The sequence below is a fragment of the Paenibacillus mesophilus genome (assembly GCF_005938385.1).
Taxonomy (GTDB): Bacteria; Bacillota; Bacilli; order Paenibacillales; family NBRC-103111; genus Paenibacillus_AB; species Paenibacillus_AB mesophilus.
In genome coordinates this window covers 432,806-447,444 of the sequence record NZ_VCRA01000005.1, presented here as the reverse complement: position 1 = coordinate 447,444, position 14,639 = coordinate 432,806, and the positions used below count along the sequence as shown (strand labels likewise).

General features: G+C 56.1%; 12 protein-coding genes and 1 other annotated feature. All 12 genes read left to right on the top strand.

What is annotated here, in order from left to right; translation table 11 throughout:
- Positions 1–252 precede the first annotated feature (252 nt).
- Complete coding sequence (locus FE783_RS12030; RefSeq protein WP_138879588.1) at positions 253–2,544, top strand: DEAD/DEAH box helicase; 2,292 nt, start codon at positions 253–255, stop codon at positions 2,542–2,544.
- Positions 2,541–4,043, top strand: a complete 1,503-nt coding sequence (locus FE783_RS12025; RefSeq protein WP_138879587.1) for a ribonuclease H-like domain-containing protein — start codon at positions 2,541–2,543, stop codon at positions 4,041–4,043. The genes FE783_RS12030 and FE783_RS12025 overlap by 4 nt, the downstream gene beginning before the upstream one ends.
- The gene (locus tag FE783_RS12020; RefSeq protein WP_138879586.1) at positions 4,040–4,837 is read left to right on the top strand and encodes an HAD-IIA family hydrolase; all 798 of its coding nucleotides are present in this window, start codon (positions 4,040–4,042) and stop codon (positions 4,835–4,837) included. Before FE783_RS12025 ends, FE783_RS12020 begins: the two co-directional genes overlap by 4 nt.
- Before the next feature lie 99 nt (positions 4,838–4,936).
- On the top strand, positions 4,937–5,746 hold the full coding sequence (locus tag FE783_RS12015; protein ID WP_138879585.1) for an Fpg/Nei family DNA glycosylase: 810 nt from the start codon (positions 4,937–4,939) through the stop codon (positions 5,744–5,746).
- Positions 5,747–5,762: 16 nt separating this feature from the next.
- Positions 5,763–6,605, top strand: coding sequence for a deoxyribonuclease IV (locus tag FE783_RS12010; protein ID WP_138879584.1), 843 nt, complete (start codon positions 5,763–5,765; stop codon positions 6,603–6,605).
- Complete coding sequence (locus tag FE783_RS12005) at positions 6,602–6,973, top strand: cyclic-phosphate processing receiver domain-containing protein (protein WP_138879583.1); 372 nt, start codon at positions 6,602–6,604, stop codon at positions 6,971–6,973. The genes FE783_RS12010 and FE783_RS12005 overlap by 4 nt, the downstream gene beginning before the upstream one ends.
- Positions 6,974–7,014: 41 nt before the next feature.
- Positions 7,015–7,779, top strand: coding sequence for an ABC transporter ATP-binding protein (locus FE783_RS12000; RefSeq protein WP_138879582.1), 765 nt, complete (start codon positions 7,015–7,017; stop codon positions 7,777–7,779).
- Between the two features lie 25 nt (positions 7,780–7,804).
- Positions 7,805–8,854: an SAM-dependent methyltransferase gene (locus FE783_RS11995; RefSeq protein WP_138879581.1), complete on the top strand. Its 1,050-nt coding sequence runs from the start codon at positions 7,805–7,807 to the stop codon at positions 8,852–8,854.
- Positions 8,855–8,898: 44 nt separating this feature from the next.
- Positions 8,899–9,160, top strand: a binding site (T-box leader).
- An 85-nt stretch (positions 9,161–9,245) separates the two neighbouring features.
- Positions 9,246–10,196, top strand: a complete 951-nt coding sequence (gene ilvA, locus FE783_RS11990; RefSeq protein WP_158301758.1) for a threonine ammonia-lyase — start codon at positions 9,246–9,248, stop codon at positions 10,194–10,196.
- A gap of 75 nt (positions 10,197–10,271) precedes the next feature.
- Entirely contained in the window at positions 10,272–11,384 is a 1,113-nt protein-coding gene (locus tag FE783_RS11985) for a C40 family peptidase (protein ID WP_138879579.1), read from the top strand.
- 199 nt (positions 11,385–11,583) lie between these two features.
- Positions 11,584–13,236, top strand: a complete 1,653-nt coding sequence (locus FE783_RS11980) for a serine/threonine protein kinase (protein ID WP_158301757.1) — start codon at positions 11,584–11,586, stop codon at positions 13,234–13,236.
- 239 nt (positions 13,237–13,475) lie between these two features.
- Positions 13,476–14,639: a nucleotide-binding protein gene (locus FE783_RS11975; protein WP_158301756.1), complete on the top strand. Its 1,164-nt coding sequence runs from the start codon at positions 13,476–13,478 to the stop codon at positions 14,637–14,639.

The following is a 14,639-nucleotide window of genomic DNA, read 5'->3' as shown; positions in this document are numbered from 1 at the left end:
GGAATTGACACGAGACGAGCGAAAAGTTTCGGAATAGTCGGAATATTCTATTCAATACGACACAATGCATGCAAATGTGACGCATTCGTCCATTTCATTTAAACGCCATTCGAGCCTGACCGTAAAGATTCGAATCAGCCGCCTGCTTATCGGGGCGGTTTTTGTTATTGTCATGCGAACGTATATTCTGTACAATTGGAGTGACGGAACCTACCGAACGGGATTCGAACATGACGGCGAGGGGAAAGCGGAATGAACCGGCTCACTGGAAAAGTATCCTCCATCGAAGAAATGATCGAGACGATCAAAAACACCCCAGAACTGATGAGTCAAGTTACCCATTGGCGGACGATCGCTCCGAGACCGGCGAGCTATGCCGATTTTCCGGAAACGATCGATTCCGGCTTGCGGGAAGCGCTTGTCCGGAAAGGGATCACGCGTCTATACACGCACCAAGCCGAATCGTTTCGTGCGGCCGAGGAGGGGCGGAGTGTCGTTGCGGTAACGCCCACCGCGTCGGGGAAGACGATGTGCTACAACTTGCCCGTGCTGAATCGCATATTGAAGGATGACAGCTCGCGGGCTCTTTATTTATTTCCGACAAAGGCGCTGGCCCAGGATCAGGTCGCGGAGCTTCACGGAATCGTCGATCTGCTCGGCGCCGATATCAAGACGCATACATACGACGGCGACACGCCTCCGACGGTACGGCAGGCGATCCGTAATGCCGGGCATATTGTCGTAACGAACCCGGATATGCTCCATTCGGCTATTTTGCCTCATCATACGAAATGGGTCAAGCTGTTCGAGAACATCAAATTCATCGTCATCGACGAGCTGCACAGCTATCGCGGCGTTTTCGGGAGCCATGTCGCCAACGTGATTCGGCGGTTGAAGCGGATTTGCCGGTTTTACGGCTCCGCACCGCAGTTCATCTGCGCATCGGCAACGATCGATAACCCGGGGGAGCATGCGGAACGGCTCGTCGGCGAACCGGTAACGCTCGTGAATCGCAACGGCGCACCGTCCGGGGAGAAGCACTTCGTCTTCTACAATCCGCCTGTCGTGAACAAGCAGCTCGGCATACGCCGGAGCAGCGTGCTGGAATCGCAGAAGCTCGCCGCTTTTTTGCTGAAAAACGATATCCAGACGATCGTCTTCGCCCGCAGCCGCGTCAGGGTCGAGCTGCTGCTCACCTATTTGCAGGAGCTTGTCCGGCACGAGCTCGGGACGAAGTCGATACGCGGGTACAGGGGCGGTTATTTGCCGCAGCAGCGGAGGGAGATCGAGCGCGGATTGCGTTCCGGGGAAATACGCGGCGTCGTCAGCACGAATGCGCTGGAGCTCGGCATCGACATCGGACAGCTGCAGGCATGCGTCATGAACGGATATCCGGGAACGGTAGCAAGCGCTTGGCAGCAGTCGGGGAGAGCGGGGCGCAGGCAGGAGAGCTCGATTACGTTCATGGTTGCGAGCAGCAATCCGCTGGACCAGTTCATGATCGAGAATCCGGACTATTTTTTCGAACGGTCGCCGGAACGCGCTCTCATCCAGCCTGACAATTTGATCATCTTGCTCGACCATGTCAAGTGCGCGGCTTACGAGCTGCCTTTCGAGGAAAACGAAAAGTTCGGCGACGAGCCCTTAACGGAATTGCTCGAGTTTCTGGCCGAAGAAAAAATCGTGCACCGCGTCAAAGGCCGCTGGTACTGGATGGAGCAGTCGTTTCCCGCCCACGATATTTCTCTTCGCTCGGCCGCTCAAGAAAATATTATTATTATCGATATGTCGAACGGCAGTCGCGTCATCGGCGAGGTCGACCGGTTCAGCGCGCCGACGCTCGTGCACGAGGAAGCGATCTATATCCATGAAGGCGTCCAGTATCAAGTGGAGAAGCTCGACTACGAGGAGAAGAAGGCGTACGTCCGCGAGGTCGACGTCGATTACTATACGGACGCCAATTTGGCGGTACAACTGAAAGTGCTGCAAACCCACAAGGAAGAGGCGGCGGGACTGTGCGAACGCCGGTTCGGCGAAGTTACGCTTAACGCGAAGGCTACGATATTCAAAAAAATCCGTTTGCGTACGCATGAGAATATCGGGTCCGGCCCGATACATCTGCCCGAGGAAGAGATGCATACGAGCTCGTATTGGATCACTTTCGGCGAGGAAGCGACCGGCGGCTTGAGCGCTAACGATTTGCAATATGCGCTGCTCGGCTTGGCCAACGTGATGGTTCATTTGGCGCCGCTCTATCTGATGTGCGATCCGCTTGATATTCGCGTCGTCCCGCAGGTCCGCTCCGTTCATGATAAAATGCCGACGATCTTTTTCTACGACCGTTATCCGGGAGGAGTCGGCTTAAGCGAACGACTATATGACGTGCACGCTCTATTGATCGACGAAGCGGCAAAGCATATTACGGGGTGCGGATGCTTGAGCGGATGTCCCGCATGCGTCGGCCCGATCGAAGAGGTCGGTTTGACCGGTAAATCGCTTGCCGTCAAGCTGCTTGCCGCGATGAAAGGAGGGGCCGACGGATGAGCTCGCTGAAGGAACGGCTTGGACGGTTAAAGAAGACGGCGGACACTGCCGTCGATTCTGCATCGACTGCCGTACTCGTGTCCGAGACGCTCGGCGCGTCCTGGGAACGGCTCGGCGCCAAAATGCATCATAACGATTGGGGCCAGTTCATCATTCGTCGTCTTCGCTACCCGTTCGATCATATGCACGGCAAATACCGCCTGGGCGAGCTGTGCGGCGAAGCGGGGCCCTTGTCGGCATTGGGTGCGGTCGCGAAGAAGCGGGGAAGCCGTAAAGGGAGCGGGAGAGGCCGAAATGGCTCGTTTGCGGCGGAGAATCAAACTGCGGATCCACTAGCATTGCCGCCCGTCAGCCATGAACGGTTGTTGTTTCTCGACACGGAGACGACCGGGCTCGGCGTAGGAGCGGGGAATGTGGCGTTCATGGTCGGGATCGGCTTTTACGACCCGGACGCCTTTGTCGTGGAACAGCTGTTCATCCGCAACCCGGCTGAAGAAGCCGCTATGCTGCATCATTTGCGGGAACGTCTGACGGACCGCGATATGCTCGTATCGTATAACGGCAAATGCTTCGATTGGCCGGTCCTGAAGAACAGGTACATCTTGAACAGGCAGAAGGACGGAGCGACCGATCCGGTCCATTTCGACTTTCTTTACCCGTCCCGCAGCCTATGGCGCAATACGCTGCCTTCGTGCCGTCTGAGCTCCGTCGAGCGGGAACGGCTCGGCTTAAGCCGGATCGACGACGTACCGGGCTCGCTTGCGCCCGCCCTATATTTTCAGTATTTGGCGGAGAACGATCCGACGCTCGTTGCGGGCGTATTCGAGCACAATGAGAAGGACGTGCTGACGCTCGCCTGCTTGGCGATACATCTCACGCGTCTAATGACCGGGACCGTACCCCGCGAACGGATGGAGCCCGAGGAGCTGTTCCGGCTGGCGCTATGGCTCGACAAGCTGGGCCGTGCCGAAGAAGCGGACGAAGTGTTCCGGGAGCTGCTCGGCCTTGAATCGGAGCAAGCGGCCGACTACCTGCTTCCGGCAGCCGAATTTTACAAGGGTCAAGGACGATTCGGCCCGGCGATATCGTTATGGGAGCGGGCTATAGAGCGCAAGCGGCGATCCAGGATCGCTCCGCTTACGCCTTACGTGGAGCTGGCCATGTATTACGAGCATCAGCAGAAAGATTACGACCGTGCGCTGTTGTATGCGGAGCAGGCGTTCGAGAAAGCCCGCGGCAGAATCTCGGCTGCCCGCAAGGAAGGGAGCGGCGCGGAGGAGCTCGAGGCGATCCGTAAAAGGGTCGAACGGCTGAAAGCAAAACGCGATTCCGCACGAAAACGGAAGGACATGCGCAAGCCGGTAGCGGGTGCTGCCAATAAGGGCGGCAAACGTTACGGTTCCGAATGGACGGCCGGTATATGGCAGCAAACCTTGACTTTCTCCGGTGAAGATATACGATCCGGCGAAAGATCCGAGCGGAGGACAGAAACGTTATGAACCTTACCGAACATCGATACGCTTTTTTGATCGATTTGGACGGAACGATGTATGCCGGACATTCGACGATTCCGCATGCGGCTGCATTTGTCGGGACAATCAGGGAGCTGTCGCTCCCGTTTTTGTTTGTGACGAATAATTCGTCCCGCACTCCCGAAGCGGTAGCCGAACATTTGCGTCATATGGGGATTGCCGCGGATGCGGATGAAATCGTAACTTCCTCGCAGGCTGCGGCCCGCTATGTAGCAGGAAGCGAGCGTGGACGGCGCGTATACGCGATCGGCGAAGAAGGTTTGAAGACGGCGCTGCGGGAGGCGGGTATGGAGCTAGTGGAAGATCGGCCCGACTTCGTCGTTCAAGGCATCGATCGCGAGTTTTCATACAGGAAGCTGGAAGCTGCCGTACAATTCATCTCAGAAGGGGCCGAATACGTGCTGACGAATCCCGACCGTCTGCTGCCTGCTGATGGGCGGCTTGTTCCGGGAGCCGGCGCGATTTCGGCTGCGATCCAGGGGGCTCTCCAAATGAAACCTGCCGTGATCGGGAAACCGTTTAGCCCCATTATGGAGTACGCGCTCGAAAGGCTCGGGACGGCAGCCGAGGTATGGGCGGTAGGCGATAATCCCGCAACGGATATAGGGGCGGGGAAAGCGGCTGGCTTAAGAACCGCACTTCTATTGACCGGTATCGCGACGCCGGATAACTTCGAGGATTTGCTTGCGCGTGCGGAAGTCGTACCGGACCTTGTATGCGCGAATTTGGCCGAGCTGCTCGTGCGTTTGGGGCTTCGGTGAGGAGGGGCCTATTGGGATTTTAGGTATGAAACCATTACCGGCAAGGGCAAACTGATAGAGTCAGGAACTTTACATTAACGCCATGAAGAAGGTAATGATATGCCGGAACTTCCCGAGATGGAAACGTACAGAACGCTGCTAGTCCAAAGAATCGTGCATCGGCCGGTTACGGCGGTCGAGATTGAGCGCGAAAAATCTATTAATGTGCCGGTCGAAGCTTTTAAGAGAAGGGTGGAGGGCCGGGCGATCGCAAACATTACGAGACGGGCCAAACATTTGCTGTTTCATTTGGACAGCGGCGATATATTGCTGCTGCACTTGATGCTGGGCGGGTGGATGTTTTACGGTACCGATCGCGAGAAGCCGGATCGAACCGCACAGGTCGTTCTATCGTTCGGCGAACGAAGTTTATATTTTATCGGGCTCCGCCTCGGTTACTTACATCTGCTGGATCGCGCGGAGGCGGAGCGGAAAATGTCCGGACTCGGTCCGGAGCCGTTGGAATACGATTTTACAGTCGAAAGGCTGTCACGACTGCTGCGCAGGAAAAGATCCGTGCTGAAGCCGACCCTTACCGATCAGAAGACGATCGCGGGAATCGGCAATTGCTATTCCGACGAAATGTGCTTCGATGCGGGGATATTGCCTAATCGGGCTATAGGGATGATGTCGGATGAAGATTTCGCCGCGCTGCACCGGTCGATGCATAAAGTATTGAACGAAGCGATCCGCTTCGGCGGTTATATGGAAAACCCGTTGTTTCCGGGAGATGCGCTGACAGGAGGATTCGACAGCCGGTGCGTCGTGTACGACAGGGGCGGGGAACCTTGCGTTCGCTGCGGCACTCCTATAGTCCAGGACGAGCTTGCGTCGCGGAAGGTGTTTTATTGCACACGCTGTCAACGCTGACGAAGGAGGGAGACGCTTGTATTTCGGCGCTCACGTAAGTATACGCAACGGTTTTCTGGAAGCTGCGAAAATAGCACGGAGCTTGGGCGGGCGATCGTTTCAATATTTTCCGAAAAATCCGCGAAGTCTCGCCATCAAGACGATGGACCGCCGCGACGCGGAAGCGTGTGCCGCCTATTGCAGGGAGCATGGCCTTAAATCGATCGCTCATACGCCGTACCCGACCAATTTGGCCGTGGATGCGGGGGATCGCCGTCATATCGTCGTCATGTCGCTGCTGAACGATCTTGACATAGCGGATGCATGCGGATCGGTAGGAGTCGTGGTACATTTCGGAATTTATAAGGGCGGCGACCCTCTCGACGGCTACAAAAACATCGTTGGCACTTTGAATGAAGTGTTGAGCCGTTGGAGCGGTTCGGCACTGCTGCTTATCGAGAACCAGTCCGGGGAACATGCGCGGATGGGCATGACGTTCGAAGAGCTGGTCGGCGTGCGCAATTTGTGCGTGAAACCGCAGTCGGTCGGATTTTGCTTCGATACGTGCCATGCTTATGCGAGCGGACTATGGAATGGCGCGGACTGGGAAGAAGTGCAGAAGAAAGGCGAGTCGCTCGGTTACTTCGAACATTTGAAAGCGATTCATTTGAACGATTCCGTCTATCCTCACAAGTCGTACAAAGACCGCCACGCCAACATCGGCAAAGGGGAAATTGGGGAAGAGCCGTTTCGGCGTTTTCTGGCTTCGCGCTATGTCCGGAACATTCCCGCCGTGCTGGAGACGCCGGTGGCGGCCGGGTACGGGCACGCGCAGGAAATTATCGAATTGCATCGATTAACGGGAGAGGGGAAACGATGATCGACTTGTACATGGACGATGCGAGGCCTTGTCCGAAAGGCTTCGTTCTGGCCAAAGACGCCGCCGAATGCATCGTGCTGCTGAGAGAATGCGAGGTACGCGTGCTTTCGCTCGATTACGATCTGGGCTGGAATATGCCTAACGGCATGGAGGTCGTCCGGTTTATCGTGTCGGAGCGGATTTATCCGTCCGTCATTTATTTGCATACGTCCAGCGCGGCGGGAAAAATGCAAATGTTCCAATCGCTTTATGCGAATAAACCGGAACATGTGCGACTCTACAATTATCCGATGCCGGAACAGGTGATTCGCCGGATCGCCGCAGGAAATTTCGAGGTGGAAAAGGGGCACGGACCTGAGCTACAATAGTAAAGGTTTAGTAAGGCGCAGACGGGGAAGGGGAACGAATCATGATCCGGTTGGAAAATATTCATTTTATTCGCGGCGAACGGACAATATTGAACGATGTGAATATGCATATGCAGCAGGGCGAGAACTGGGTCGTTCTAGGGAAGAACGGTTCGGGCAAAACGACCGTACTGGAGCTGATTACGGGCTATCAATTTCCGAGCTCGGGCAAAGTGAGAGTGCTCGGTCAACCTTACGGCGAAATCGACTTGCGGATGGTGCGCAACAAAATCGGCTATATCAGCCAATCGCTGATGGAGAAGCTGACGATGCGCGATCCTGTCTGGGAAGTAGTCGCGACCGGCGAATACGGTTTTTTGCGCTTCTACCAAGACATTCCCGACGAAGTGAAACGGAAGGCGATCGAGAAGCTGGAGCAGGTCCGGCTCCCTCATTTGGCCGAACAGCCGCTCGGCACGCTTTCGCAGGGCGAACGGAAAAAAATCATGCTGGCGCGCGCCTTGATGACCGATCCGTCCGTCTTGATCTTGGACGAGCCATGCTCGGGACTTGACCTGTACGAGCGCGAGCTGCTGCTGGATGATATCCAGACGCTCGGCAAATCGGGTCTGCTGATGGTGTACGTGACGCATCATATCGAAGAAATCGTCCCCGTATTTACCCATATCGCGCTGATGGATCAAGGGAAAATCGTGGCGCAAGGGGAGAAAAAGCAAGTATTGACCGCTCAGCTGCTGCGCGATGCGTATCACGTGCCGGTGGAGATCGATTGGGTCAACGATCGTCCTTGGATTCATGTTGTTTAATGTCATTAACTGTTGAGGTGCACCGATGAACGAACCAGCCGATACCGCCGACACATCGCGTTTCATCGTGACGTCCAACCGCGGCTTCGCGGCTTATGCCCAGGACGAGCTAAGATTGCTGGCGCCGGGTACGAAGTTCGACGAGCTTATCGCGGCCGAAACGTACGTGATGCGCATTCCGCTCGGGCGCGAGGCGGCTATCCGCACGATTGCGGAACGGGAGCCGATTTTTTTGCGGCATATGCATCCAGTTGACGAAGCGGTGTCCATCGACGGAACAAAGGAAGATATCGCCGTAGTCACGGCTTCGATCCGGAAGCAGTTTCAAAATGCGCCAAGCCGTTCGATCGCGGTACAAATTCGGAAAGCCGAAGGCTGCCGCGGCGATTACGAGCCGGTCGAGCTCCGCGAAGCGATTGCCGGAACATTGAGCGAACAGTTCGGGGTACTTAGCGTCGTTAAGGATGCGGAACGGATCGTATCCGTCTTTATTGCGCCGGGTACCGCATATATCGGCATATCCGCACCCGAACAAAATTTGTCCGACTGGCCGGGCGGAGCGGTTCGCTTCCGCAAGGAGGAAGGACAGGCATCCCGCGCCAAGTTCAAGCTGCTCGAAGCCGAGTATGCGTTCGGCTTGGACTTCACGCGTTATTCGAAAGCGCTCGATATCGGCGCCGCTCCCGGCGGTTGGACGTCGCTACTGCTCGATCGGGGAGCGGAAGTTACCGCAGTCGACCCGGCGGAATTGCACCCCGAGCTGCTCCGTCATCCGAAGCTGACGCATATGAAGCGTAATGCCGGGGACGTAGCATTTCCGAGTCATACGTTCGACTTGCTCGTCTGCGATATGAGCTGGAGTCCGAAGCAGATGGTGAAGCTGATTTTGCCGCTGCTGGACGCGCTCAGATATGGCGGAACCGCGATCATTACGTTGAAGCTGATGCACGGCAAGCCGTTTCAGACGGTCAAAGATTCGGTCAGGGCGATGCAGCCGACTATGGAGCTGCAAAAGGCGAAGCAGCTTTTTCATAACCGCGACGAGCTTACCGTTTATTTGCGCAAAATCCATTGATTCGGATTCGCGGGTTATGCTATACTAAGCGTCAAACAGATTGGCTAAATTCGATGAAGAGGAAGAGTAGTCGCTTCCCCTGTTCCCAGAGAGTCGGCGGTTGGTGCGAGCCGATGTGCAGAAGGCGCTCGAAAATCACCTCGGAGATGGAACCCGAACGCAAGTAGGGAACACGGATTTCCACCGTTACAAGGAACGGCATATGATGGTATGCCGAATGAAGCGCCGAAGCTTCGTCTTCCGTTATAGTCGGGATGGCGATATTCGGAATTAGGGTGGTACCGCGAGAACGCTCTCGTCCCTTTGGGATGAGGGCTTTTTTTGTTTTTTCCGAACATTAAGAAGATGAGGTGGTTTCGATGGGGATTACGAAGTAGGTTACCGGGACATTGTGCAAGCGAAATTCAGATTAAACGGTCAAGTGCATCGCACGCCGCTCGTCCATTCGCGAACGTTCAGCAGCATGACGGGCACCGAGCTGTATTTGAAGATGGAAAATATGCAAAAGACGGGCGCCTTTAAAGTGCGCGGCGCGATGAATAAAATCGCCACTTTGTCCGCTGCCGAACGTGCTGCGGGGGTAGTCACGGCTTCCGCCGGAAACCATGCGCAAGGTGTGGCGCTCGCTGCGGCTCAAGCCGGTATTCCATCGACGGTGGTCATGCCGACAGGGGCCCCGGAGGCGAAATTGTTGGCGACGGAAGGGTACGGCTCGAAAGTGATATTGCACGGAACGAACTACGACGATGCTTTTGAACAGGCGAATCGGATCGCCGTTACGGATGGGGCCACGCTCGTACACGCGTTCGATGATCCGTTTGTTATCGCCGGACAAGGCACGATCGGGATCGAAATATTGGACGACTTGCCGAATGTGGATGCGATTCTCGTTCCGGTCGGCGGCGGCGGTTTAATATCCGGTATCGCTATGGCGGTCAAAACGGTTCGTCCCGATATACGCGTTATCGGCGTCCAACCGGCGACCGCCAGCTCCGGCTTCGATTCCTGGCACAATAAGGCGATGAGCCGCGTAGAGAAGCCGTCCTCGGCTGCTGACGGACTGCTCGTCAAAAAACCGGGAGAGCTTCCATTGAAGCTGATGCTGGAGTATGTGGATGATTTCGTGCTTGTATCCGAGCAGGAGATCGCCTCCGCCATGGTCATGCTGCTGGAGAGAGCGAAAGTGTTGGCCGAAGGGGCGGGAGCCGTCTGCTTGGCGGCGATGATGAACCTTCCGCTAGGCTTGGAAGGACGAAACGTTGTGCTTCTGCTCAGCGGAGGCAACGTCGATTTGCTCCGGTGGGCGCATTCGTTGGCACCGCGGACCGTTCATCATGCTTGAAACGCCAATGCAAGTAATAAAATACGGCGCATTCGCATAAATGAGCAACAATGGGAGAAAAAGCGGGGGATCGGCATGACCGGGGCGAAGGCTCTATTCATCACACTTATTCTGGTGATGCTGCTGCCCGCATGCGGAAGACCGGTAGAAGAATATGCGGAAGCTGCCATATTCGGGGAGATTATGCCGGAGATGAAAGGAGACGGGCTGATCATGGCGGAATCGGAGCCGGAACATAAGGAAGCCGTATGCGGGTTTGGAGCGGAACCGGGCAATGAATATGTTGTTAATGCAGCTGTGGCAACTCTCTGGAGCGCTCCCGGCCGCAATCGCCCCATGGACGAGGCGTCGCTAACGCCGGTCGTCGATATGGGGAAATGGACGTCGGATATGACGATTCCGGATAAGCTGTGGCTTGTCGGCAAGCTCGAGACGCAAGCTTTGTACGGGCAAAGGGTGAAGACGATCGAAAGTGCAGGCGACTGGGTGAAAGTGATCGTGCCGGGGCAATCGACTTCCCGGAACGTCGAAGGTTATCCGGGCTGGATGCCCGGGAGTCAATTGATCGGGAGCGACGCAGCCTACTTGGCCGCAGCATGTCCGATGGCTGTAGTGAAGTCAAGAACGGCTTTTCTGTACCACGATCCTTCCGGAACGATGCCGTTTCTGGAGCTCAGCTTCAACACCCGTCTGCCTATACTTGGAGACGTTGGCGACTTTTACGCCGTGCAAACTCCGGGTGACGGAGAGAAGTATTTGCTTAAAGCGGTCGCAATGTCCGTTCGCGAGAACGAAGAAGCCGGCAGGCCGACGGGAGAGCAATTGGTGGAAACGGCGAGCCTTTTTCTGGAGCTGCCTTATTTGTGGGCAGGCGTATCCGGGTTCGGCTTCGATTGCTCCGGGTTTACGCATGCGATATACGGGTTTCACGGGTTGGGGATTCCGCGTGACGCGTCCGATCAGGCGAGATCGGGCAAGCCGGTGCGCCGATCCGATCTGCAGCCGGGTGATTTGATGTTTTTTGCTTATAACGACGGCAAGGGGAAAGTGCACCATGTCGGGATGTACGCCGGGGACGGGCAAATGATCCACTCGCCAAGGACGGAAAGCTCTATAGAGATCATTTCGATCGACACGCCTCTGTTCGTGAAGGAGTATGCGGGAGCGAGAAGATATTTGCCGGACTAAGGAACTTTAACGGAATGACGCACCTGCTCTCTGACGGCTGGGAGTTGCCGGTCCACAAGCACCGGTCGTCAGTAAGGGCGGTAATTCCGTTAAAGTTCCTAAGACGGAAAGAATTTATTCCATAATGCGGAAAAAATGGTGGAACGGCACATCTCCTTCCGTTATAATGGGCTGTAAACCCGTTGAATGGGGGGAAACGATGGACCGTTTTTTTGATGAGGCGCCCGATCTCGTCCGGATTTCCGGCTCTGTATTCGGCGGGCGGTACCGGATCATCCGGCCGCTCGGAGAAGGCGGAATGAGCACCGTTTTTTTGGCGGAAGACAGCAAGCTTCCCGGGAAGAAGTGGGCGGTCAAGCGGACCCGCGAGTACGGCATATCCGAGATATCCGCAGCTCGCGAGGCCGCTGTGCTTATGAAGCTCAGTCACCCTTATTTGCCGCATGTTGTCGATTTTTTTCCGCCTGATGAAGAGGGCTTCAGCCATTTGGTGATGGAATACATTGAAGGGGTTACGCTGCAGCAGCTTTTCGAACGAAATGGCGGGACGATGCCGGTTCAGTCTCTGATCCGTTATGCCATACAGCTTTGCGAACTGCTGCAATATATGCACGAAATGGATTCCGGCCCGATCATTTTCCGCGATATTAAACCGTCCAACATTATGATCGACTCAAGGGACCATGTCCGGCTGATCGATTTTGGAATCGCCAGGAAGCACTCCGCAGACAGGCAGGCCGATACGGTCCCGCTCGGGACGATCGGATTCGCGGCGCCCGAAATGCTCGAGCGCGGCTACTCCGATACGAGGTCCGATCTATATTCGCTGGGGGCGACGCTTTACTATTTGCTTAACGAAGGTAGTACTTACATGGCTACCAAGCAATCGCTGGAATTGCAAGGAGGGACCCGAGAGCGGCTGTTATCGGAGCTCGTGGCCCGATTGCTTGACGATATCCCGGAACGAAGGCCGCACACGGCTTCCGAGGTCCGAACGATGCTGGAGCAATGCTTGGAATCGGAGAAAATGCGCATCGGTGCATCGAATGTCGATAGCCCCGCTACGTTGCATGAGATGCGGCGCATCCGGATCGTCGTAGGAGGACTGTATGCGGGTGCGGGTGCGACGTTCACGGCCGTGTCGATCGCCGGCGTGCTCAGTGATGCGGGGATTGCCAACGCGGTAGTGGAGCATCCGCGCTTGCGTCCCGAATTGTTCGGCTTGCTCGATGGTGAAAGGAACGCTCCGCCAAACTACGACTACTGGTCGACCCGCTCCGACGAAAGCGGTTCCCCGTGGCGGGACGGCCGGACCGAATGGATCGTGCTCCATCCCGGGCATGCCGGAGGGGAGGCTTCCGCCGGCTTGGAACAACGGTTGTACCGGATTCATGCGCCTGTGACGATAATCGATGTAGGCGACCATTGGCTCGAGCAGGACATTGCCGAGCTGCTTGATGAAGCGGATGTTATTATCGCCGTAGCGGACCCGACTCCTTCCCGCTGGATGCTGCCTCTGACGGGCCGGTATGCCGAGGCGCTGATGCGACGGCACGAAGCGGGCCGGGAAGTCCATTTTATCGCCAACAAATCGGTATCGTTCAAAGGAAACAAGGAATGGCTGGCATCGTTTCCGATCAAGCCTTCTGCGATTATTCCGTACGTATCCTATGAGGAGATCGTCCGTTCCTCGTGGAAGGGCGAGCTCGTCCAGCAGCATCCGGACGTAAAGCCATTGCTGCATAAAGCGCTCGACTCGTGGATCGGGCAATCCCTCGTACCGCTTCGCGATTCCGGCGCCGGCCGTTTCGGGGTCGGATGGCTTGGCAAATTTTTTTCGGCACGCTCTTGAATAGATGGAATTGTATGGTATAATCAGTATTAATTTGAATATTCATGCGGAAGCACCGCAAGCAACGGTAGATGTACCGTCGTTTGCGGTGTTTTTTGTTGTCCGAAGGAGGTGTCCGTAATGTCCCGCAAACAAACCGTCGCTATTGCGGTCGGCGGGGCTGTCGCCGGCCTGGCATTGATTGCATCCGGCTTATGGAGCTGGATGAGCCCATAATCAGAACCGAAAGGAGTGGCATGATGACGGATAGGCTGGAGATGATCATAGCGGACCGGGATACGGGCTATATGGTGCTGCTGTCGGATTACGTCCGCGAGACGGAATGGAGCCGCAAGCTGTCGGTCAGGCAAGCAACCCGACCAGAGATGCTGCAGGAGTACGTCCGCACCCGGAAGGCGCAGCTATATCTGGTTCATCCGGACTTTGAAATCGGCGAACACTCCGGAGGGTGCCGGATCCGATTGTGCGAGACGAAACAGGAGGCGGATGAACGGTCCGGGATGATGGGCGTTTATAAATATCAGCCACTTCATCAACTGCTCGGCAAAGTGATCGAGCTGTACAGACAATTCACGGCATCCGGGAATAGAGCCGCCGTGACGGACGAGCCTGCCGTCTATGCGGTATTCTCGGGGTCGGGAGGGGTCGGCAAAACGACCGTTTCGGTTCAACTCGCTCGGGCGTTCGCAGAGAAGGGGGAACGCTGCTTGTACTGGAATATGGAGCTTGTCCCCGGTAGAAATTTGCCCAAGGAAGCGGACGCCGAGTTAGCGGCCCGGTTCGTATACGGGTTGCGGACAAACGCTCCATGGACCGGAGACTGTGTGCCCGGCCTAATCTCCCGGGCCGAACCGTTCGGCTTCGATTATTTCTCCGGCTTCAGCATCGTAAGGGAATCTCTCGAGCTGACCCGCGGTGATGTTGCCAAGCTGGTGGAATGGTTGAAGCGGACCAAACGTTACGACATGATCATCTTCGATCTGGAGGCTACCTTGCACGAACGGGTGCTTGCAGCGTTGGCCGAAAGCGATGCGGTCGTCTGGATCGTGACGGAGGACGGAGAATCGTCCGACAAGACGTTCAGACTGCTCGCGGAGCTGGAGCGATGGCAGGGCGGCGGTCCCGATGCGCGGAAAATCCGTTTCGTTATGAATAAGCATATGGGCTTTAACGGACATGCTTTATTGAATGCCGGCTCCGCTTCGAACTTTACCGCTCCGATCGCGGTCAAGCTTCCGTACGTGCCGAATTGGAAGCAAGTGCACGGCGCGAGCAGACAATCGCCGGAACCCATGTTCTATGCGGGTATCGCCCGGTTGGCAAATGACATTCGTCTGTCCGGAGGAGGAGCGACCGTTGACAATCGACACGATAACCAGATCGCTGCGCGAGCGTATCCGTGA

Bases quoted from the DNA above. Each gene is read 5' to 3' on its own strand.
- FE783_RS12030 (WP_138879588.1), top strand. From the start codon at position 253: ATGAACCGGCTCACTGGAAAAGTATCCTCCATCGAAGAAATGATCGAG.
- FE783_RS12025 (WP_138879587.1), top strand. From the start codon at position 2,541: ATGAGCTCGCTGAAGGAACGGCTTGGACGGTTAAAGAAGACGGCGGAC.
- FE783_RS12020 (WP_138879586.1), top strand. From the start codon at position 4,040: ATGAACCTTACCGAACATCGATACGCTTTTTTGATCGATTTGGACGGA.
- FE783_RS12015 (WP_138879585.1), top strand. From the start codon at position 4,937: ATGCCGGAACTTCCCGAGATGGAAACGTACAGAACGCTGCTAGTCCAA.
- FE783_RS12005 (WP_138879583.1), top strand. From the start codon at position 6,602: ATGATCGACTTGTACATGGACGATGCGAGGCCTTGTCCGAAAGGCTTC.
- FE783_RS12000 (WP_138879582.1), top strand. From the start codon at position 7,015: ATGATCCGGTTGGAAAATATTCATTTTATTCGCGGCGAACGGACAATA.
- FE783_RS11995 (WP_138879581.1), top strand. From the start codon at position 7,805: ATGAACGAACCAGCCGATACCGCCGACACATCGCGTTTCATCGTGACG.
- FE783_RS11985 (WP_138879579.1), top strand. From the start codon at position 10,272: ATGACCGGGGCGAAGGCTCTATTCATCACACTTATTCTGGTGATGCTG.
- FE783_RS11980 (WP_158301757.1), top strand. From the start codon at position 11,584: ATGGACCGTTTTTTTGATGAGGCGCCCGATCTCGTCCGGATTTCCGGC.
- FE783_RS11975 (WP_158301756.1), top strand. From the start codon at position 13,476: ATGACGGATAGGCTGGAGATGATCATAGCGGACCGGGATACGGGCTAT.